Origin of the sequence: Ohtaekwangia sp. (genome assembly GCF_036568665.1) — a bacterium.
Taxonomy (GTDB): Bacteria; Bacteroidota; Bacteroidia; order Cytophagales; family Cyclobacteriaceae; genus Ohtaekwangia.
Map to the genome: position 1 here is coordinate 85,723 of NZ_DATCSD010000050.1, position 21,594 is coordinate 107,316.

Here is a 21,594-nt window from a genome sequence, read left to right on the forward strand (position 1 = left end):
TAAATATGCCAGGCTATAGCCCGGCATATTGCAATTATAAAACATCCACTATAAGAACTTTATTTTCTTACTACCTGAAACGTACTGCTAAATCCGGCACCGCTGATAGTGATATAGTATATCCCGGTTTTCCAGCCTGAAACATCAATGCTGCGTGCCGTTGAGTTGTTTCGCTGTTCGAGTACTGTTATACCCTGAGCATTCTTTACCACCACAGCGTGTTGCGTTGCTCCTGCCGGTATCGTATAGCTGAATTGATCTTCAACCGGATTCGGATATACGCGAAGTGAAACACTTTCTTCAGCGGTGGCACTGGCTGCGCGTGCTGTTCCGGATACAATTCCATACGTGAATTTCTCCCAGGCATCGATCGCCGGGCGCGTGCAGGTCATCGCCTGCGCACCATTCTCGGACGATATATAGAATGTATTATTGCCGCGCAGGGAAATAGTGCCATCACTGTTGGTGATCCAGTCAAACTTCTCCCAATCCTGTACAGCAGGACGATTACAGGTAATGGCCTGCTCACCATTTTCAGAAGATATATACTTGCCAACATTCTGCAGCGCAACCTTGCCACCACCAGCGTCCACTACCAGGAACTGGTTCCAGTTTTGTATAGCCGTAGCGTTGCACCACATCGGGCCTTCCCCATTCTTGGAGCTTACATACTGATTGTTTACACCACGCAGCCACACAGTTTGCCCGATAGGAACGACAGCCGTGGTCTGCACGTTGATCTTCACTTCCGTATAACTGTTCCAGAGGTTCACGGAATTTCCATGTCCTACTATACGAACGTACTTTCCGGTTTTAGCAGTAAACGAGAAGGTCTGCAATGCCAGCGATGTGCCGCTGCTTACCTGCCCGGTAGCAGCAGCAGTCCATGCGTTGCCATCCGTTGACACCAATACATCAAAGGTAGATGTACGCACGTTGCCGCTATAGAAAGCAATCTGCACTCCGGTAACAGATGCAGTATTGCCGAGACAGAATTGTATCCACTGGCCATCTCCTTCGGCTGACCAGCGTGTAGCCAGGTTGTTGTCGAGTACATTGGCTGGTATATTTCCATCATTCGCACTGGCGGTAACCGGCTCGCAGGCTGCACTGCCAATCGTGATAGCAATGGCAGCAGAGGTTGTGACAGCACCTGTGTTGTCGGTTGCCTTCCCGGTTAGAGAATACGAACCGGCTGTTGCACCGGACCATGTATAGCTATAGGGAGCAGATGTATCTTCACCCAGTTTAGTAGTACCTGCATAAAATTCTACCTTCGAAACTGTGCCGTCACTGTCCGATGCATTAGCGGTGATATTCACAGAAGCACCCGTAGCAAATGTAGCATTGTTCGCGGGTGCGGTGATACTCACAACGGGCGGGGTATTGGTCGGACCCGACTGTACTGGCTTCCACCAGTTACCGGATATATAGAGCATGCACAGCATATTGTAGGTATCTTCAAAGTATCCTTCCTGCATGTTCCTGATAGTATTCCAGCCGCTGTTCAAAAATTGCTGATGGGAGGCATCACAAGTAGCAGCCGCTACTATAGGGGCTATAAATACAGCCGTCTGGTAATTGGAACCTGAAAGCGGAGTACCATCGAGATTATACCCGGCACGAATATTTGCCGGATTTCCACCGGTAGCATTTTTACTCCACGTAACAATCTTGTTAGCAATAGTCTTGGCGTTGTTGGTGCTGTACTGTGCGTAGTCCATTACAACCCGCAGCGGTACACGACAGGCATTGTAATAATATTTACCGGTAGTAGGCCCTTCATCTTCCTGCGGCTGATACGGTGGCGCAGGCTGCGGTGTACTATACATGACAAAATCAGAGATCAACCCGGTGGCAGAAGAATAATTCGTGATGATCTGGTTATATACCGAATAGAGATTATTGGCAAGATCATCCCAAATCGTTTCACCGGTGTGATTCTTAAAAGCATGTATATGATCGAACATCCAGTCGGAAGGACGTGTGCTATAGATATCATTACCGGCATCATCCGACAGTCGCAGACGCAATGCCGAGCTGATATAGCTTGCCTTCAACCCGTTGGTGATCATCTTCTTCGCGGCATCCAGGTAATTGATCGTACCTGTTGATCCCCACTGGTAATGCGCCAGTAAAAGCGAGTATGCTATATCCATATCACCATCGGTAGCGGAGCCTATATTTCTCGAATTTTCATCAGGAAACACCTGCCATTGCATCAGGTTGTTGTTATTCACGCTGCGATGTGTATCATACATCCGGTATAATCCATCATAGTACGTTTTAGCATTGGCATCATAGCCTGCCATCAGCACGGTGATGAGCATACCGTATCCGTGCGCTTCCGAGTTGGTAATCGCTTCTGCACTTCCGCCTGTACTATTGGCACGTACATAGTATCGCTGCGAGTTTACAGTCGATTGTCGCAAGTGTGCCGACTTCCAGTAATTATAGTACGCGGCTACATCGCTGTTCAGTGTAGCCTGCGTTACGTGATTGGGCTTGATACATCCCGGCCAAGTTACAGCTTGCGGAAAAGGTTTATTCTGTGCCAGTACCACGTGCGTCAACAGGCAACTGACGATGAGTATAATCGTTGACTTATTAATCATATTCATATCTACAACTGGTATATATCGTGTATATCGCTATGAATCTTTATCGTTTCAATACTTTGAACGACTGACTGAATGCTCCACTGGAAATGCGGATATAGTATGTGCCTGGTTTCCACGATGAAGTATCCAATGTATTCTCTCCTGCCGATTTAGCCACCAAGCGCAACACCAGGTTGCCGGTAGAATCTTTTACTTCAACAACATGCTCCGTAGAACCAACGGGTGCCCTATACGTTAACTGGTTCACTACCGGATTCGGGTAACTGGTAATAGCCGTTTCGTTGCTGGCTACAGAAGTTGTTGTTGCCGCCAGTGCTGACACCGTACCATAGGCAAACATTTCCCATCCGCCTATCGCGGTGCGGGTGCAGGTCATCGCTTGTGTGCCATTTTCGGAAGATACATAGTAACCGTTGTTACCGCGAAGAGATATACTGCCATCGCTGTTGATGATCCAATCGAATTTCTCCCAGTCCTGGAACGCAGTTCGATTGCACGTCATCGCTTGTGTACCATTCTCTGATGATACATATTTACCTACATTCTGCAAAGCGATCTTGCCACCACCGGCATCGACCACGAGAAATTGATTCCAGCCTTGCACGGCAGTAGCATTACACCACATGGGGCCTTCACCATTTTTAGAACTTACATATTGGTTGTTGAAACCACGCAGCCATATAGTCTGACCGATGGGCGCACCGGCCACGGCCTCAGTGTTGATCTTTACTTCGGTGTAACTGTTCCAGAGGTTCACGGAATTTCCATGACCTACTATACGAACATACTTTCCGGTTTTGGCAGCGAATGAAAATGTTTGTAACGCCAGTGATGTACCACCGCTTACTAAACCAGAAGCTGCCGATGTCCAACCATTACCATCGGCCGATACCTGCACATCGAACGTAGAAGTACGCACGTTTCCATTATAGAATGCAATTTGCACACCGGTGATCGAAGCTGTGTTGCCGAGACAAAATTGAATCCACTGTCCATCACCTTCGGCTGACCAGCGTGTAGCCATGTCGTTGTCCAATACATTGGCAGGTACATTCCCATCGTTCGCGCTCGCTGAAACGGGTTCGCACGATGAGGCACCGGATGGAAGTTGTGAGTGCGTTGCTGTAAGCCAGCCAACAAAGTGATTTTCTATAGCATCCTCAGTACGGTTCTGATTCAATACATAGTTTTGTGTCTGAGGTATAGATAGTCCAAGTTGTGTATAGCGCGCCAACAGTATTTCGTAAGGAGCGCTCTTTCTGGCCCATGCAGATTCTGATTGATAGTTGGGGCTTCCCGTACCAAGTAATCCTTTTACATACGCCTCGGCTCCCACGAGCAAGCGCGGCTGACTCAGTCCGCTGGTTCTCAGGAAGAGTGCGTTGTCACCTTGCTGGTGTGCTACTTCAGCTGATTCTGTTAAGCCGATCAACACATATTGCGAGTGAACGAAGTCGCGGTATAATTCGGGGATTTCACCTATAGAAGTAATGGCATCAAATTGTCCTGTAACATGATTATATCCGGAATTATAGAGTGATGCATCGTTCAGAAAAACTCCGGCCGACATCAATGAAAGATCTTTTGATATGAGCCAGTTCGCGGTTTGATATATAGGACCGTTGACGTACGTGAGTATTTTTCGCACGAAAGAATTGAAAGCACTCACTTCACCGGATGGCCATCCGGCCGCACCGTTGTTATAGGTCTTGATAATCTCCGCCCCTGCCAGCCATATAGGGAGCGCCCACGAAGCCTCCAGCGTTGGTTGATTCGGAGTATTACTTGGTGTAGTTATACTCTGAAAGGTAGACGACCACGCATTCATGATCTGGATAGCTTTTGTTTTGTGCGCAGCGTTTCCGGTTACAACCCATTTGATAGCATGCGCGTAGGTAGCATGTGCATCTCTGCGAAAAGCATCTTCAGAAGTCGAGCTTCCTGAACCGATCACGTTAACAACAGCATACGGCTCCGGGTTATAGGTCAGACTTCCACGGGAATCGTTGGATAAAGCCTGGTAGCCCGCAACGATAGGGCTACCGGCATTGGCAGCCACTGCGGCCTTGATGAAATCAAGTTCTGCCTGACTGCTGAAAATTCCGGGGTGCCGGAACACCGCAGGGCTTTGCGATTGGCCAATGGTAAATACCATCAGCAGGAGAATGATGGATAGTAGTTTCTTCATGTCTGTTTGTGTTAGATGAGCATTGTATACATCAACAGACGCTGAGCACAAGACTATTCCCTGACGAAACGAGTCTGTACACTTATTGAACGGCAGAGTAAAATTATTGAACGGTAACAATATGTATATCGTCACCCAATGGAGAGTTTATCAATAGCATCAGCCATGTAAATATATACGTGGCAACGGTTAATTGGTACAGAAAATAACTTTCCTCACAGCGCAGAGATTCTAAGTCGAGATTCAGCCAGGATATTTTTTCTTCAGCGTATCAACTGAATGACTGATCAATGATTCCAGAACGCTCAAATCTATATCACTCAATTTTTTGATATATATACATCCCTTGGTAGCCTTATGCTTTCCTAATTTCTCCAGCAGTTTGGGATGATCGGCAAAAGCTGGCATAGCATATACGGTGATGTTTTGCTTGCGGGGCGAAAATCCGGTGAGACAGGAATCACCTTCATGGCCACTCTCATATTTGTAATGATATTTTCCAAATCCTACAATGCTCGGTCCCCACATCTTGGGCTTGGCACCGGTAACTTTCTTCATCATTTTTGCAAGTGCATAGCAGTCATCGCGAACCTGTTCGTTTGTTATAGCATCCAGAAAATCTTCTACGGATTGCTCGGTGGGTTTTGTTTTTTGCTCAGCCATAAAATATACCGCTACACATTTCGGTATATAAATGTAATACATAACAGGCTTTTACCGAAGGCGCATACGGCATTTGTTTCTATTGGTGATTGCATCGTATCTTCACACAGGCGCATCACTTTATTACATAACGCCTGCTAACATGAAAACATTGATTACTCCCTGGCTATCGGTTAAGAACGGAGCACAGGCTGTTGTTTTTTATAAGGCAGCATTTGGTGCCACAGAAGTATACCGGATGGATGCACCTGATGGCAGTGTAATTGCCAGGCTCTCGGTAGATGGTGCCGAGTTCTGGGTTAGCGATGAGTCACTTGACAATATGAGTCCGTTGTCGTTGGGAGGTTCTTCTGCACGCATGATCATAACCATTGCAGATCCCGACACCTTGTTTGCCCGGGCACTAAAGGCCGGTGCTACGGAAGTATACCCTATAAGTGAAGAACATGGCTGGAGAATTGGCCGTCTCGTTGATCCTTTTGGTCATCATTGGGAGATTGGCCATCCATTAGACAAATAATCTATACTATATATTACACTATTCAAACAGCGAAGTATATTCTTTCGGCAATGCTGTCAACGGTTTAATCTTTATATCTTTGAAAAATACTTCTGCGGCTTCACTTTGTAATTGTATCCTGCCTTTCGTCATTGGTACAGACGTACCATCGGGTTGTATATAGCGCGAGTTCTTCAATACCATTACAACGTGTCCGTTCACTATATGGAGGCTCTTGCCTTCAAAACTGATCAGCTCTATAGAGGTCCACTCTCCCATCGGGCTCTCATAATTCTCCGAGCGCAGGCAAAATCCTTCGCTGCCTCTTCCAAAAGGTCGGAACGGCTGCTTCTCATTCGCTACACAATTCATAATACCTTCGGATTGGAACGACCGGATATCGATAGCGGAATTTGCCTGACACCAGAAATCTCCCATGTGTCCTTCCATGATCTGAAATTCCTGCGAGAGCATCCACGAGCGCCAGTACTCTACACCGGCTTCACCAATGGAGTTATATAGTATACCGGAGTCGCGAAGCTTATCTTTTCTCGGTTCGTCCTTTCGCTCTCCCCATTTTACCTGCAGTTTTAAATGATAATTATCGTATTCCTTCCGGGTAAATAAACATCCGTAAATTTCTCCGCTAACCCGCAGCACCGGGCCGCTCTTCTCGTTCAGCACGGAGAATACATGTGTTTCATCCTTGTTATACCCGATTGGTTGCAGTTCCTTACCGGATTCGTCTTTCGGTATATTTCCATTATAACCACGCTTGTGTCGATAGCTCAGATATGTTTGCCATTGAGAGAGATCTTTATCCAGGAGAGGCGTCCATTCATCAGCCGGACGCATGGAGATAAGCAAAACGCCAATGGAGAAAATGGCGACCGAAAGCAGGAATGACTTTTTCATACAGGGGTGTTCAGGTAATACACAATAAAAGTACCGACTTGCCGCTTTTTATAAATTGTACAAATCCATTATTTGTCGGTACTTTTATGCTTTATGAAACGATACGTTCTGCACGAGCCCTTTAATATTTACCGTTTTGAAGTTTCCCAATGGCCACACCCGGTACATAATCATACTTATTTCGAGATCATTTTTATACTAAAAGGAAAAGGCATCCACAACATCAATGGCAACACCTTCCGGTATAGTGCAGGTGATATATTTCTGCTGGGGCCGGAAGATTACCACGATTTTGAAATACAGGCATTAACTGAGTTCTGCTATATCCGGTTTAATGAATCTTTCAGCAGCAATACCCTGCAGGATAAGAACAAGGACTGGCAGCAGATTGTAAAAATGGTGCTGCATACTTCGTGGCAAGGTAAAGGATCGATCGTACAAGACAGGCGGGAGAAACAAAAACTACACAGCCTGCTACAGGTATTGCAGAGTGAATATGAAAATCGCCACGAACTGCATTTCGAAGTAATTCGCGACAGCCTGATGCGAAGTATAATGACAATCCTTGCCCGAAATATATCCCGGCAGGCTCTCGCAGTATCAAGTCTTAAAACTACTTCCGTGGAAGCGATGCTCCTTCACATCCGGCAGAATATTTATAAACCTGCACAGCTAAGCATGGAGAGTTTGTCCGAAAAATTTAATCATGCCCCTACCTATCTCAGTATTTTCTTTAAGAAGCATACGGGAGAATCGCTGAAGCAGTATATCGTGAAGTACAAGATCAAACTGATCGAGGCACGATTACTCTATAGCCCGTTAAGCCTCGCAGAAATTGCAGATGAATTTGGCTATACAGATGAGAGTCACCTCTGCCGGCAGTTCAGAAAATATACCGGCATGACGCCCACAACATTTCGTAAACGAAAATAGCCCTGTCGGTATACATCTGTGAGATGCTATACCATGCAGGGGATATTATACCTTTTAAAGCAAATACTAATCGTACAGGAAGGGTGTATCGGAAAACTGGAAAGAGACTTGGCCGGTTTGTGTGTCGCGGCTTACGCCTATATATACTTTACGGCTGACAAAGAAGTAAACATTCTCTGTAGTCGTTTTGTTTACAATAGCTCTGATCTCATGGCGTCCTTCTGAAATTACCCCCTTATAGATACCATCTACACAAACACCCAGCAACGCGCTGGTAGTAAGTTTTCCATTAATAACTTCATGGTTATCCACCAGCACCTGAACCTGGTCGCTGTCAAAGGAACCCTGAACATCAACTCCGTATTCAAAACTTTCACGATCATCATTATGGCATGCACCAACGAAGACCAGTAATAATACGACAGCAAGTGAAGTCTGTTTCATAGGGGGATCGTTTTGTTCTTGGACACTTATTATCACCGGAAGGTTGGAATGTCTCATAAACAAATATAGAATATCCCCCGGTGTATCAGTTCAGCGAGGCATTCACTCCCGTGAATTTCGATTCGTATTCGCGGGTCTTGCGCATCATTTCTTCCTGCGTTGCCTGCAGCTCTTCCATATTCTGACGCATCTCTTCTTCCTGTGCCCGCATTTCTTCCGCCTGCTGTTGGGCTTCTTCCAAAAGCGCTTTAATGCGTTGCGTAGTGCGCGATGAAACAATAGCAGACGCTATATTTTCGGCAGCCTTTTCAATAAACTGCATTTCATATTCGCGCAACTCGTTGAAAGATGCTACTTCAATCACACCTACTATTTCATCCCGTGTTTTTACAGGTACCAGGTATATACATCGCGGAGCGGCATCGCCCAGGCCCGAAGTAATTTTCACATAATCCTTCGGCACAACTGTCATATATACCGGGGTTCGTTCCTGGAAACATTGTCCTACCAGTCCCTCTCCTATTGCCACACGCTTATCCATATATTTTTTCCGGTCGTATGCATAACAGGCGGTTAACATCAGGGCTGCATCTTCTCCCTCACCATCAATCAAAAATAATCCTCCCTGGTTAATACCGGTATATTTCACGAGGCTTCTCACAAAATCATCCGCCAGCGCTACAGGGTTATGCGTATGTTGTCGTATAACATCACCGATCCTGGTAATGCCCACAGTAATAAACTTATCCTGATGCTCGCGCTCGTGCGACAGCTTCAGGTTATCACGCATTCTCAACAGCGATTTACCGAGTTCATCCTGCTCATCCAATAAAGTATAGCTCATATCCAGGTTGCCTTTGCTGATCTCTTCGGCAAAGGCAACGTTGTTCACCATATTGGCAACCTGTTTTTCCAGCAGCACAGTTTTGCGTGCATCGCTGGTAGTGGTGCGACCAAGATCGTACGACCAGTAAGCACATATACCCATAATAACTGCCGCCAGCAAAGCATGAAACAGAAATGCCTGGAGATCCATATAGTCGAGTTGTGTAAAGTATATTTCCTTCATGCCCTGGTATTGTAACCATGCAAACAAAGCATGATGAACAACCGTGATTAGCAGAAGCGGTATAATCAGCGTCCAGTTACGATACGTGATTAACAGGGCTGATCCTACAAAGAAAAAGAAGTGCATTTCAAATATACCATGCATCTGGTAAATGAACTGCGCGGAGAAAATAGCAAAGACAGCACTGAGTACATATTGATATAGCGTGTATTGTGGCAACAACCAACGTGTAACGAAATACGCCAGTAAGCACAAACCTCCCACACCAATCGCAATAGCGTATGTATGGTAAAAGAACGACAGGAAGATACCAAACAGGAAATAGGCAGCAAGAGCAAAGTTCATAATGCGATCAGACTTTTCATTAATGCTCTGAAACGCAGCCTTACGAATCTCCCGGCTAAGATTAATGGATGTTGTCATAGACCTTTTTGATAGAATGAGAATCTTTTATAGTTAGAATAATATAGGGGCAGATGATGATTCGTCACCGGGCAAAGAACACCCGTACGATTGCGTGGCCACTATACCAAAAGCCGGTGAAGGCTGATGATTTAGCAGTGCCAGTAGTGAGAGCTCGGCAAAGTTGGATGCTTTGGTGGTACAATACCGTGCGCGATTATAGTTTCCGCGATAATACAATTTCCCGTCTGCATCAACAATGGCAGCCTGTGGCGTAGAGTATACACCGCATGCTGTTGCAATAGCTTGCTGTGTATCCGTTACGATAGGTATATCTTCTCCGAATGTGTCGGCAGCCTGTTGTCGTCCTTCTTCGGAAGAAACAACGATCGTGAATGCAACTTCACTACGATAACTCCGGATCAGTGATTGGATATAACGGGCATTGAACCTGGAACAGGGACAATCAGGATTATAGAAATGGAAGAAGTAGGCACGTTGCTTTCCGAGGCTGGCTGGCAGTTGAACGGCCTGCCCTATGGTAACCTCTTTATAATCAGCGGGTACAGGAGTTGGGAGACTATATTTTGCATCCTGCTGCCAGAATAAGACAGCTACTCCTGTTGAACATCCCATTAACATCAATACTACGATCGCTACTCTCACCATTCCTGTTTACGCTTAATCATATACGATACAAATACATTAACCGGTTTCCGGTCAGATTGTTTAAAGTATACAAATAAGAATCCCGCGTGGTGAAAACCATGCAAACGACCTGAAAAGAGATGTGAGTCACGTTTCGTGTCTCAAATCAAAAAGAGATAAAACCTGTTTGGGAAAGATTGCCAGAAGTATATACTTACCGGCTTCATGATCTATAGCAGTGATGGCTGCCTGTCAGAATGGGACGCATCTATAGCGCACAACGACATATGTCAAACATATAAAATTCTACACGTAAGCCGATGATCAGAACTTACTACTTGATCACCAGCTTTTCTGAGAACCATTCTTTGTCATCAAATGGATTGATCCAAAGGATGTAATTACTGTACACTGTTCCAACATACGGAGTGTTGTTGATGAGTTTGATTAACTTTTTCATATACTATAATTTATTTATTAGTACTAACTGGAACGTGCGTCAAAAAGTTTCAACTTTTATTATGAATCTCAGAAGTGTTGTACGAATAACACTTAATTTCTCATTCTCTTAACAAAAGCAAAATAACCCGTTGTCCGTTACTTCACCGAGATTTATACTACGGCTTATAATTATATACAGGATCAATCTATACATTCGTTCACCATAAAATACAGACGTGAGGTGTTGGCAATATTAGTGTAACCGTTTTATGGACATTTAAAAAGGTTCAACGCATGTTGAGCAGTATATATAGTCTGAATGAACAACGGCCTATATAGTTAAATCCCGGCAAAACGTTTAACGAATCATTACACATATTATGCAAATATTATTACTCATCCCCTCACGTCAAACTAACAGGGTATACAGCGCACTGGTTGTATTCCTGCTCTGCATTACATCGTATAGCCTATACGCACAATTACCGGTGGGCTTTACCGCGAAGAAGTTAACCGGTGATAATATAAATGAAGCAACGGCTATGGCACATGCTCCTGACGGGCGCATCTTTCTGGCAGAGCGATCGGGCGCTGTAAAAGTATGGCAGAACAATACCGTCAGTACGGTTCATACTGTATCTACTACAACTGCTTCTGAGCAGGGATTGTTGGGCATTACACTCCACCCTAACTTTACCCAGAACGGCAAGTGCTATATATTCTATACCAACCAGGCGATGACGATTCATTACCTGGATGTGATCGTGATCAACGCAGCTAACCAGGTTACCTCAGTAACACGCATCATGGAGTTTGACCCGATCATCAACGGGTTTCATAATGGCGGAGCGATCCTGTTCAAGAATGGTTTGCTCTATGTCGCTATAGGAGAAAGTAATGCTCCGGCAGAAGCGGCAAAACTGGATACATACCGCGGCAAGATTCTTCGCCTTACAGAAGATGGCCAGCCCGCTCCCGGCAATCCATACTACAACGAAGCGGGTGCCAGCCGGCAGAAGCGAAGTATATGGGCAATCGGTATGCGTAACCCGTGGAAGATGAGTCTTGATCCGCTGTCGCAAAAGATCTTTGTTGTAAATGTAGGCGGTAATTATGAAGAACTGGATGATGTTACCAATCCCGATCCCGCGAAGAACTATAATTATGGTTGGGATCAGAACGGTCGCTCCGGTCCTGAGCAGGCAGCCAATACCATCACCGCTGCATTTTACTACGGACATACCGGTTGGGGCTGTGCTATAACATCGGGTACATTTTTCAATCCTGCCACTACGAATTATCCCGACCAGTATAAGAATCGTTTCTATTTTACAGACTGGTGCTCGGGCTGGCTGCGCAGTATAGATGCTGCCAATCCGCAGTTAAACCAATGGCAGGAATTTTCTGCAACAGGCTTTGGTTCTATACTTGGTACCAGCGTAGGTATAGATGGAAATATATACTATATCAAATATAATACTACCGGCAGCTTGTGGCGCCTGGAGTACAACAACACGCAGGCTCCGGCTATAGTTAACCAACCGGCAAGCCAGACCGTAACAGCAGGCGATCCGGTTACCTTTACGGTAAGTGCTTCCGGTGCTACACCCTTCACCTATCAATGGCAGAAGAACAATGCACCAATAGCAGGTGCTACTTCCAATACTTATACTATATCTGCTGCAACAGCAGCAGATGCAGGCAATTACCGCTGTATAGTCACCAACGTTAACGGTACAGCCACCAGCAATAATGCTGCTCTTACGGTATTGCCATTCAATGCCAAACCGGTGGCCGACATTACACTGCCGCTCAGCACTACTACATGGAATGTGCTGGATGTGATCAACTATGCCGGTACAGCCACCGACCAGGAAGATGGAACACTGGCCGCCTCTGCTTTTCATTGGGAAGTTCGCTTCTTTCATAAAGACAATGCTACCAGTGAGCACTGGCATCCCGGCCCCGTTGTTCCATCCGGTGTGAAGTCCGGTACATTTACGGCCGACAATGGCGGAGAAACTTCTCCTAATATATGGCTTCGTATTATACTTACCGTTACCGACTCCAACGGACGCACCGGTAAAGATTCGGTAGATATATACCCAAACAAAGTAACCATCACAGCACAGGCAAATATACCGGGACTGAACCTGGTATTGGGTTCGCAAGGCACAACGCCCTTTAGCAAAACACTGGTAGTAAATGGGCTGATCAACCTGCAGGCTATTACACCCCAGGTACTCGGCAACAACAACTATGCATTTACCAGTTGGAATCATGGCGGAGCGGCAAGTCAATCCATTCGTGTGCCTGCTGTCAATACAACCTATACGGCTAATTATACCGTTACATCATCCATTCAAAATCCGTATGGCGGAACGGTGCGAACAATACCGGGTAAAATTGAAGCGGAAGATTTTGATACGGGCGGGCAAGGCATTGCTTATAACGATCTGAGTACCGGCAACGCAGGCAACGGTTATCGCACTACCGATAATGTAGATATACAGGGCTGCTCGGAAGGCGGCTTTAACATTGGCTGGGTAGACGCAACGGAGTGGCTGGAGTACACGGTAAATGTTACTGCGGCAGGAAGCTATACCTTGCAACTGCGCATCGCTACAACAGCCGCTAATAAAACCATGCACGTAGAACTGGACGGACAAAATATATCGGGCACGATCAATGTTCCTAACACCGGTGGATTTCAGGCATGGCAAACCGTGAGCGTTACAACGCCCACACTAAGCGCAGGACAAAAGGTGCTGCGTGTTACCTTCGACAGCAATGATATAAATTTGAATTATATCAACTTCACGGGTTCGGCAAACAATGCTCCCACCGTTGTACTTACTGCTCCGGCCAATAACACTACTCTTACAGCTCCCGCCACGACAACGTTAACCGCCACGGCTACGGATAGTGATGGCACTATTACACTGGTAGAATTTTATAACAATACAACACTGCTCTCCACCGATGCTACTGCGCCCTATAGCTATACCTGGGCGAATATAGCCGCGGGTACTTATACCCTTACTGCACGCGCTGTTGATAATACAGGCGCAGCCACTACTTCTGCCCCTATAACGCTAAACGTAACAGGAACAGTACCTCTTAATCTGGCGTTGAACAAACCAGCCAAAGTATCTTCTTTCGAGAACGGAGGGTTAACCGGACCAATGGCGGTGGATGGTAATTTAGGCACCCGCTGGTCCAGCGCCTTTAGCGACCCTCAATGGTTTTATGTTGACCTCGGTGCTATATATACTCTCAATCGCATAAAGATCACGTGGGAGAATGCCTATGCAACAGCCTATGAATTACAAATATCCAACGACACCACTTCATGGAACCGGATCAAGGATGTCACCGGCAATAATCAACTGGTAAATGATTATACCGGCTTAAACAATACCGGGCGCTATATACGGGTATATGGCACTGCACGCTCTACACAATATGGTTATTCTATATTTGAGCTGGAGGCATACGGAACTGCTGCGTCTCAATCCGTGATTACTACAACAGAGAAGACGGACGATGATGCCAGCATGATGATACTGTATCCTAATCCATCCGATGGGCCGGTAACAATACAGTATACGTTGAAAGAGGCCGGGCCGGTAGTGCTTACGTTGCATTCCGATCAGGCTGCACCTCAGGTAGTAGTCAATAAGAACTTACCAGCCGGTAAACACCAGGCAGCGATCGACCTGCGCATGAAACCAGCCGGTATATATTATGTAACATTAAAGCGTAATAATTCGGTACTCACGCGCAAGCTTGTAAGAAAGTAGAACACTGGTTGATTTCTAAAGTAAAGATCCTGTTACATTCATCGGAGAAGTAACAGGATCTTTTATGTATATATCCCAGGCTATCTATAGCTGTCGAATACTATAGAGATATGTTATTCGCTTTTCAGTACCGTTGCCGGGTTGCTCTTGGCTACTTTTAATGTTTGTGAACTGATCATAATACCCGCCAATGCTATCACGATCAATAAACCGGTAAACAACTCTCCTATACCAACGGGTTGATGATAGGCAAACTTGGTAAGTATAACACGATCGAAGAGAAGATAGGTTGCCGGTAATGCTACCAGTGCGCTGATAATGAGCAACACGAGGAAGCCGCGGCTTAGCAAATACATCAATCCCATTTCACTTGCTCCCAATACTTTTCGTATACTGATTTCTTTCAGCCGTGTTTCAGCAGTAAACACCACCATACCAAACAGGCCCATCGATGCTATACCTACTGCAAGGAACGAAAGAAAACCAATCACCTTTACCATAACAGAAAACTGGTTGTAAGCTTCCTGGATCTGGTCGTCATAGAAGCGTGCATCCAATGGATGAACTTTATCAAGCTTGTGCCAGGCCTTATCGATGGAGGCAAGTGTAGCCGGCAGATCGTGTGAAGCAATCTTTACATTCAGGTATCCATACGTCTTGCTGGTAGCATAACAGATAATGAGCGGTTCAATATCATTCATCAACGTGCCATAATGAAAATCTTTTAGAACGCCCACTATGGTAAGTTTCTTGTTTTCCAAAATGATCTCTTCCCCGAGAGCACGCGCAGGATTACGATTTGCTATATTGAATCGCTTCAACACCTGTTCATTCACAATAACTTCACTCTCTTCTGTGCTATCGGGTTTAGCATGCAGGTTTCTTCCGGCAAGCAATTCATGTTTATGAAGCGGCAGGAAATTTTCATCTACGCGGTTTATCCATACACCGGCCGAATCATTGGTTGCGCTATATTTGATCTGTGTTCCATATATACTGCCGAGGCTTGTTACCATCAGCGAGCGGGATATACCGGTTACTTCCGGAAGTTCTTCCAGTTCTTTTGCAAGCTGATCGCTGTTCACTCCGTTCAGGTTGATGTTGAGTATATTTTCAGTAGTAAACCCAAGATCGAAAGTGAGAAAGCTCTTATACTGATTATACCCAATAATTGTAGTGGTAATAAAGATAAGCGAGAAGGTATACTGCACTACAATGAGCGCCTTGCGCAGCGTTACATGCCGAAACACCTGCATGGATGATACATCTTTCAGCACGCGTATAGCATTGATGCGCGCAAAGAACAATGCCGGCAATATACCGGACGCCAGCCCGACAACTATTGCCAATACTATAAACCAGCCCACGAGTTGTAGCGTGAGTTGCAGCGATACAAGCTCCTGCAGTTGGGGAGCCAGCAAAAGAAATTGCGTACGCAATGCAAGGAATAATAAAAATGAAACCGACAATGCAAGTAAGGCAATGATAACAGACTCGGCCATGAACTGCCCCAACACATGACTTCTGCGCGCACCGATAACTTTACGAATGCCTACTTCGCGTGAGCGTCTTAATGAACGTGCTATAGAAAGGTTGGTATAATTAAAGCAGGCCGAAAGTATAACTACTGCTGATAATCCTCCCAATATCCAGAGAGCAATTTTATTGATACTGGGACCGATCGGGTTTCCTAAATTCCCCTGGAAGGGAATTTCAGCGAGCGTCATCAGTTCAAGTTGTATCTGACGATTTTGCAGTGCTGTATTCTCAGTCGCGGCAAGCTTATTAAGGCCAGCCTGTATCGTGGGTATATCTTTTTTGTCAGGAATGGTAATATAGGTATAATTCGAGTATATACTTTCCCAGTTCATCAGGTCACCGTCTTGATCTGCTTTGGTGGTTTCTATCGTGGAGAAAGATACGAGTACATCAAAGTGCATGTGCGACAGTTTTGGTATATCTTTCATCACGCCTGTTACGGCATAGGTATCACTGCCGATTTTAACAGATTGTCCCAATGCATTGGTATTCCCGAATAATTTACGCGCTGTGGTTTCGGTAATCACTAATGAGTACGGTTCCTTCAGTGCCGTATGCGCATTACCTTGTACTAATGGAAACGTGAATACCGTAAAGAAAGCATCATCTGCCCAGAATCCTCCTATCGGAAAGACATTCTCTCCTATTGCAGCGTCACCGTCAAAGCCTCTGCGCATCAACGTTACATCTTCAATACCCGTGATCGTTTCGCGTATACTTTTTCCGGCTTTAACGGAAGATGTAGCCAGCGTAGATGAATTACCGTTACGTTCATCAGTTGTATTTACCCGGTATATTTCTGCTTTCTTCTCATGAAAACTATCGTATGAAAGCAGGTCTGACAGAAAAGAGATCACCAGCAATCCAACGGACATGCTAATGGCCAGACCTATAATGTTGATAGCGGAGAACAACTTATTGCGCACGATACTGCGCCCGGAGGTTTTGATATAACTTCCAATCATAATCCATTGAATGATAAGGTTGAGAAACTGCGGTCTTCGTACAGTATATATCCTGAAAAATTTCAGCACATCCAGTATATAGATGAAGCGGGCGCGTCTTACACCTTTCGCTTTTACATTGCGATCAAAGTATTCGTGAAGATCGCCTTCGAGGTCTTCCAATATTTCCGGGCGGCAATACCATTGCAGCCATCGTGTTGCCCAGGCAGGTGGTGTCGGAGGTATATCTTTTTGCTTCATGCGCGTTTCAGAACAAGGTCCGGAATTCTCTCCCATAGCTGATCGCGTACTTCTTTCGCTTTGATCAACGCTGCTTTACCGCCACTGGTAACTGTATAGTATCGCTTGCGCTTTCCGCCACGCGTGTTGGTAGCTTCGCCCAGCTTGCTCTTTACATATCCTTTTTCTTCCAGTCGGTTCAACACGGCATGTACTACACCCAGCTTGGCTGCGCGTCCTGTACTTTTCTCAAGCTCATCACATATAGCCACACTATAGGCATCCTGTACCAGCGCAGCAATAGTTAACAAGACGAGTTCTTCAAACTCACCCAGGTTTGTTCCCTTCATGATGTTATTTATTACGTAAATGTATGTAAAATAGTTTTGTAAAAACAACAGCAGGTGCCGATATAAATTTTTCTTATGAGGTATAACATCTATGCCTTTGCTATAGAAACTATATATCCGGAAGTTATAAGCCATTAAATATTTATGTATTAGAGAATCACACGCGTGCGCAGTGTGTCTTCGTGAAGAACTTGCTGTGATGAAAATAAAATAGCTATCCTGAGTATAATTCGCGTCCGAAAAAATTACATTCGTTACAAGGATTTAGTCTCTCGGCACAAATCCGGTTTACGGTTATTGTACAAGTTGTTTTAACCCACTATATACCATGAAAATGAAATATACTTTTCTCCTGCCCGGGGCTTCGGCCCTGCTGCACAACCGTTTCACAGCTATATGCATGATGATTACTATGCTCGTATCGTTCTCGTGCGAGAACAACCAGGATGTTGCTCCTGAGAAAACTGCACTCACCCCCTCTCCCGTGCTGAACTATATCCGGCAGCTCGGCTTTGCAGAGAACAGTATACAGGAGAACAACACACATTATATTGTAGAAGAAGATATACTCTTCCCGAAGAATATGGTGGTGCCTGACGATGCTCATGGACGAACCGAGCAGTATTATACCGGGAGCCTTGTTTCGTTTGTTAACCAGAGTAATATCCGGGTAAAGATCGATGCATCAATGACAGCTGCACCGGATATGACTGCCGAGATCAACTCGGCTATAGCACAATGGAATAATTTACTGAATAGCCGCATAACCTTTACTATAGTTACGGGCACGTATGATATACTGATCCAAAACACCAACCTCGGCACCGGTGTATGTGGTCAGGGTACATTTCCAAGTGGTGGTGTTGCCGGCAATCTCATTCAGATCAATAAGTCCTATATAGCGGGGAACTCTTTCGATCAACGACAACGTACGATCACGCATGAGCTTGGGCATTGCATCAGCTTCCGCCATACCAACTGGGCTGCACAGGGCGAATCATCTGCACTGGATGTACCCGGTGTTGGTGGTACCGATGCAGGTTCGCTGATGAACGGAGGCCAATGCGGTATTGGTGCTGCTTATCTTGACACCAACGACAAGGCTGCTACCTTCTCGCTATATCCAAATATAGTATCAAGCCTTATCTATAATTCTTCGTATCCGTTCAAGATCACCTGGAATGCTGGCGTGAAGACCAGCGGTATAACCCGCTATGATATCGAATATACTTTTGTTTCGTCACGGCTCGGCACATTAACCGGTTCCGGTACATCAACTACAGCCAGCTTTACTTTTCCCTGGGTAAGTGGTCAATATTCCGGTTCTCCATTAACTACCAAAGTACGCACACGTTTTACTGACGGCACTATATCTCCGTGGGTATCGGCCAGCACTACCATACCGTAACGGTTATACGTTATACGTTATACGTTATACGTTAATCGTTATTCGTGGAAAGCCGGATAACGATTAACTATTAACGTGCAACGGCTCCAATAGAAAAACAACATCGGTTCTCCATTGGGAAACATCTGGCTCCGTATCGGGATCAGTCAGATAAAATTCGGTGCGTCCTCCCCACACAACACCGTTCGCAGCGGTATATATTTTCTCCTGCAATCCTTTTTCTGCAAGCCATGATTCCAGTTTCATGTGTGCATCTTTCAGGTGAGCATAATCGCCTGTATAGGTAATCGCTGCATACGTACCTTCTGGAAATGTGCCGGGTTGTATAAAGCCATCGCCCGGGCTATACGTTTTTACCGGTACACCTACTTCTACTTCCAGCGTATCATCTTCCATGGAATGATATAGAAAAAATACGGGGCCATCTTCCGCTATTCCTTTCTCTGCAAGCCAGGCAATTACTTTGGGAACAAGCGGTGGAAGCAAAGCCGGAATATCCCGCATCTTTACATGGGAGCGAATGGCCATATACTTTTGGGCGGGGCGTTGTTCTATAATTGGTTCAGTCAGCATATATATATAGTAAAGATTAAGTGGTCGCATAATTATGCCTGGTGATCGCGGTCACCTCCCACGAAAGGAGCACCGGATAACGCTGCTAAAGTAGCGGAAGCGGGAGTATTGCTGTGCTATAATTACGACAAGTTAGGAGGCTGAATGCGACAATGTTAAGCGAAGATTTTTACAAGGTATTGAATACTGCATGCCGAGTACTTTCAATGGTGTAACACTCGGTGAGAGTTACTCTTGCCACTTCATTTTCAATGTGCTTCTGAACAATAAAATACTATATTTGTATAGAGGTCCATCAACATTTTTTTACTGTGAGGAAACAGAGATGAATTTACGAACATTTGTTTTTATTATCTGCGCCCTCATTACTATTTACCCGCGTCAGTCACGGGGACAGAATCCTGAAAATATAGACAGCCTCAAGCGTGAATTACAAAACGCAGTGGCCGACACACAGCGTGTAAAGATTCTTTTTACCATTTCGATGAAGTACCAGGGCTTCGAGCCAGACTCTGCTATGGCGTATGCAACAAAAAGTCTGGAGAAATCAAAAACCATTCACTATACCAAAGGACAGGCAGATGCATTATTGCAAATCGGGCGGTTGAAACGTGACCAGGATAATACTGTAGAAGCACTCAACAACATGTTTGAAGCGCTGAAACTATACCGTGAGATTAACGACCAGGTACAGATCGCCAATTCACTCAACGATATTAGTATAGTGTATGCGAACTCGAACGACCTGGAGAAATCACTTGACTACTTCAAGCAGTCACTGGAGATATTTCAACAGATGGGCGATGAGAAAGGCGAATCGTATGCCCTCAACAACATCGGTATCATTTACCAGGATCTTGGGAATGAAGCGATGGCAAAGGAATATTTTATCAAGTCGTTAAAGATAAAAGAGAAGAATAAAGATCTCTATGGTATATCGCGCGGCTATAGCAACCTCGGTTCAATTTCCGAGAATCACCAGCAATGGAACGAAGCGTTGACTTATTACTTCAAGGCTGACTCGATCTTTGAACAAACCCAAGACCTGCAGGCGCAGTCGATAAACTTCTCTGCTATAGCCCGTATAAAAGAAAAACAAGGCAACGTTGCTGAAGCTATACGCTACGCCACACGTGCGCTGGAGAAAGGCAGAGAGATCAAAGCACTATCGCCCATGCTAAAGGCCAGCAAGCTGCTGGCATCATTCGAAGAGAAGCGCAGCAACTATAAAGTTTCCCTCTCCTATCAAAAATTATATAACGAACTGGCAGATAGTTTACATAATGAAACTAACCGTGCAAACCTCGAAGAACTGAAGGCTCGCTTCAACCTCGAAGAAAAAGAGCGCCAGATTGTATTGCTCAAGAAAGACCAGGAGTTGCAACAGGCACGACTGGAGAGTAAAAATATTCTGGCCTATTCACTCACTGCCGGAATTGTTTTACTATCACTGGTAATCGGCTTGCTATACTATGCTTTCCATACTACACGCAGTAAGAAGAACAGCCTTGCATTAAAGAATCAGGAAATTGAAAAACAGAAAGACGATCTCGACAAACTCAACAAAGAAAAAGATCGCTTCTTCTCCATCCTGTCGCACGATCTGCGCGGACCGCTCAACTCGCTCAAAGGTTTCTCTTACTTGTTAACCGAGCATGTGGATTCCCTTACTACTGAAGAGCTGATGATGATGCGCACCAAGATTGATAACTCACTCGACAATCTCACAGAACTCATCAATAATATACTCGAGTGGTCGATGACATCATCGCGCAAACGCAAATGGACGTTCGATAAGATTAACACCACAGCACTTATTCAGAAAAATATAGCGCTATACCAAACCATGGCCGAGAGCAAAGGTATAAAACTGCAGTTCCATCCTATAGGTGAGCTATATGGCTATGGCGATTA

At 45.2% G+C, this 21,594-nt stretch carries 16 protein-coding genes; 5 read left to right on the forward strand and 11 right to left on the reverse strand.

Going from position 1 to position 21,594, the window contains the following annotated elements:
* Positions 1 to 59: 59 nt before the first annotated feature.
* The 3 genes from VIN08_RS02785 to VIN08_RS02795 form a co-directional block, all read right to left on the reverse strand.
* Entirely contained in the window at positions 60 to 2,621 is a 2,562-nt protein-coding gene (locus VIN08_RS02785; protein ID WP_331959891.1) for a glycosyl hydrolase family 8, read from the reverse strand.
* A gap of 40 nt (positions 2,622 to 2,661) precedes the next feature.
* A complete protein-coding gene (locus VIN08_RS02790) occupies positions 2,662 to 4,809 on the reverse strand; it encodes a discoidin domain-containing protein (protein ID WP_331959894.1) in 2,148 nt (715 codons plus the stop codon).
* 243 nt (positions 4,810 to 5,052) lie between these two features.
* A complete protein-coding gene (locus VIN08_RS02795) occupies positions 5,053 to 5,514 on the reverse strand; it encodes a DUF1801 domain-containing protein (RefSeq protein ID WP_331959897.1) in 462 nt (153 codons plus the stop codon).
* A 100-nt stretch (positions 5,515 to 5,614) separates the two neighbouring features.
* Between VIN08_RS02795 and VIN08_RS02800 the strand changes: the two genes are divergently transcribed.
* Positions 5,615 to 5,992 carry a VOC family protein gene (locus tag VIN08_RS02800; RefSeq protein ID WP_331959900.1) on the forward strand — a complete coding sequence of 126 codons (378 nt, stop codon included), beginning with the start codon at positions 5,615 to 5,617 and terminating at the stop codon, positions 5,990 to 5,992.
* A gap of 18 nt (positions 5,993 to 6,010) precedes the next feature.
* On the opposite strand, the gene VIN08_RS02805 is transcribed toward VIN08_RS02800, so the two are convergent.
* The gene (locus VIN08_RS02805; protein ID WP_331959903.1) at positions 6,011 to 6,886 is read right to left on the reverse strand and encodes a DUF1080 domain-containing protein; all 876 of its coding nucleotides are present in this window, start codon (positions 6,884 to 6,886) and stop codon (positions 6,011 to 6,013) included.
* Positions 6,887 to 6,979: 93 nt separating this feature from the next.
* Here VIN08_RS02805 and VIN08_RS02810 point away from each other — a divergent pair, with 93 nt between their 5' ends.
* A complete protein-coding gene (locus VIN08_RS02810; RefSeq protein ID WP_331959906.1) occupies positions 6,980 to 7,819 on the forward strand; it encodes an AraC family transcriptional regulator in 840 nt (279 codons plus the stop codon).
* Between the two features lie 66 nt (positions 7,820 to 7,885).
* On the opposite strand, the gene VIN08_RS02815 is transcribed toward VIN08_RS02810, so the two are convergent.
* The 4 genes from VIN08_RS02815 to VIN08_RS02830 all read right to left on the reverse strand — a co-directional run bounded on the left by VIN08_RS02815 (position 7,886) and on the right by VIN08_RS02830 (position 10,842).
* A complete protein-coding gene (locus VIN08_RS02815; protein WP_331959909.1) occupies positions 7,886 to 8,263 on the reverse strand; it encodes a hypothetical protein in 378 nt (125 codons plus the stop codon).
* 85 nt (positions 8,264 to 8,348) lie between these two features.
* Positions 8,349 to 9,755 carry a GAF domain-containing protein gene (locus VIN08_RS02820; RefSeq protein WP_331959912.1) on the reverse strand — a complete coding sequence of 469 codons (1,407 nt, stop codon included), beginning with the start codon at positions 9,753 to 9,755 and terminating at the stop codon, positions 8,349 to 8,351.
* A gap of 33 nt (positions 9,756 to 9,788) precedes the next feature.
* On the reverse strand, positions 9,789 to 10,403 hold the full coding sequence (locus tag VIN08_RS02825; RefSeq protein WP_331959915.1) for a redoxin family protein: 615 nt from the start codon (positions 10,401 to 10,403) through the stop codon (positions 9,789 to 9,791).
* A gap of 313 nt (positions 10,404 to 10,716) precedes the next feature.
* The gene (locus tag VIN08_RS02830) at positions 10,717 to 10,842 is read right to left on the reverse strand and encodes a hypothetical protein (RefSeq protein ID WP_331959918.1); all 126 of its coding nucleotides are present in this window, start codon (positions 10,840 to 10,842) and stop codon (positions 10,717 to 10,719) included.
* 361 nt (positions 10,843 to 11,203) lie between these two features.
* Here VIN08_RS02830 and VIN08_RS02835 point away from each other — a divergent pair, with 361 nt between their 5' ends.
* Positions 11,204 to 14,626, forward strand: a complete 3,423-nt coding sequence (locus VIN08_RS02835; RefSeq protein WP_331959921.1) for a PQQ-dependent sugar dehydrogenase — start codon at positions 11,204 to 11,206, stop codon at positions 14,624 to 14,626.
* Between the two features lie 113 nt (positions 14,627 to 14,739).
* Here VIN08_RS02835 and VIN08_RS02840 read toward each other — a convergent pair whose 3' ends face one another.
* Positions 14,740 to 17,370 carry an ABC transporter permease gene (locus VIN08_RS02840; protein WP_331959924.1) on the reverse strand — a complete coding sequence of 877 codons (2,631 nt, stop codon included), beginning with the start codon at positions 17,368 to 17,370 and terminating at the stop codon, positions 14,740 to 14,742.
* Positions 17,367 to 17,699, reverse strand: coding sequence for a PadR family transcriptional regulator (locus tag VIN08_RS02845; protein ID WP_331959927.1), 333 nt, complete (start codon positions 17,697 to 17,699; stop codon positions 17,367 to 17,369). Before VIN08_RS02845 ends, VIN08_RS02840 begins: the two co-directional genes overlap by 4 nt.
* Before the next feature lie 328 nt (positions 17,700 to 18,027).
* On the opposite strand from VIN08_RS02845, the gene VIN08_RS02850 reads away from it, so the two are divergent.
* Positions 18,028 to 19,107, forward strand: a complete 1,080-nt coding sequence (locus VIN08_RS02850; protein WP_331959930.1) for a M57 family metalloprotease — start codon at positions 18,028 to 18,030, stop codon at positions 19,105 to 19,107.
* A 63-nt stretch (positions 19,108 to 19,170) separates the two neighbouring features.
* Here VIN08_RS02850 and VIN08_RS02855 read toward each other — a convergent pair whose 3' ends face one another.
* Complete coding sequence (locus VIN08_RS02855) at positions 19,171 to 19,680, reverse strand: GyrI-like domain-containing protein (RefSeq protein WP_331959933.1); 510 nt, start codon at positions 19,678 to 19,680, stop codon at positions 19,171 to 19,173.
* 325 nt (positions 19,681 to 20,005) lie between these two features.
* Here VIN08_RS02855 and VIN08_RS02860 point away from each other — a divergent pair.
* Positions 20,006 to 21,594 (forward strand): tetratricopeptide repeat protein (locus tag VIN08_RS02860; protein ID WP_331959936.1); only part of this gene is annotated, 1,589 nt, incomplete at its 3' end.

What these genes read in the sequence shown, in the direction of transcription:
- VIN08_RS02835 (WP_331959921.1), top strand. Translation starts at nt 11,204, where the DNA reads ATGCAAATATTATTACTCATCCCCTCACGTCAAACTAACAGGGTATAC.
- VIN08_RS02840 (WP_331959924.1), bottom strand. Translation starts at nt 17,370, where the DNA reads ATGAAGCAAAAAGATATACCTCCGACACCACCTGCCTGGGCAACACGA.
- VIN08_RS02810 (WP_331959906.1), top strand. Translation starts at nt 6,980, where the DNA reads ATGAAACGATACGTTCTGCACGAGCCCTTTAATATTTACCGTTTTGAA.
- VIN08_RS02825 (WP_331959915.1), bottom strand. Translation starts at nt 10,403, where the DNA reads ATGGTGAGAGTAGCGATCGTAGTATTGATGTTAATGGGATGTTCAACA.
- VIN08_RS02800 (WP_331959900.1), top strand. Translation starts at nt 5,615, where the DNA reads ATGAAAACATTGATTACTCCCTGGCTATCGGTTAAGAACGGAGCACAG.
- VIN08_RS02855 (WP_331959933.1), bottom strand. Translation starts at nt 19,680, where the DNA reads ATGCTGACTGAACCAATTATAGAACAACGCCCCGCCCAAAAGTATATG.
- VIN08_RS02850 (WP_331959930.1), top strand. Translation starts at nt 18,028, where the DNA reads ATGAAAATGAAATATACTTTTCTCCTGCCCGGGGCTTCGGCCCTGCTG.
- VIN08_RS02845 (WP_331959927.1), bottom strand. Translation starts at nt 17,699, where the DNA reads ATGAAGGGAACAAACCTGGGTGAGTTTGAAGAACTCGTCTTGTTAACT.
- VIN08_RS02830 (WP_331959918.1), bottom strand. Translation starts at nt 10,842, where the DNA reads ATGAAAAAGTTAATCAAACTCATCAACAACACTCCGTATGTTGGAACA.
- VIN08_RS02795 (WP_331959897.1), bottom strand. Translation starts at nt 5,514, where the DNA reads ATGTATTACATTTATATACCGAAATGTGTAGCGGTATATTTTATGGCT.
- VIN08_RS02820 (WP_331959912.1), bottom strand. Translation starts at nt 9,755, where the DNA reads ATGACAACATCCATTAATCTTAGCCGGGAGATTCGTAAGGCTGCGTTT.
- VIN08_RS02790 (WP_331959894.1), bottom strand. Translation starts at nt 4,809, where the DNA reads ATGAAGAAACTACTATCCATCATTCTCCTGCTGATGGTATTTACCATT.
- VIN08_RS02815 (WP_331959909.1), bottom strand. Translation starts at nt 8,263, where the DNA reads ATGAAACAGACTTCACTTGCTGTCGTATTATTACTGGTCTTCGTTGGT.
- VIN08_RS02785 (WP_331959891.1), bottom strand. Translation starts at nt 2,621, where the DNA reads ATGAATATGATTAATAAGTCAACGATTATACTCATCGTCAGTTGCCTG.
- VIN08_RS02805 (WP_331959903.1), bottom strand. Translation starts at nt 6,886, where the DNA reads ATGAAAAAGTCATTCCTGCTTTCGGTCGCCATTTTCTCCATTGGCGTT.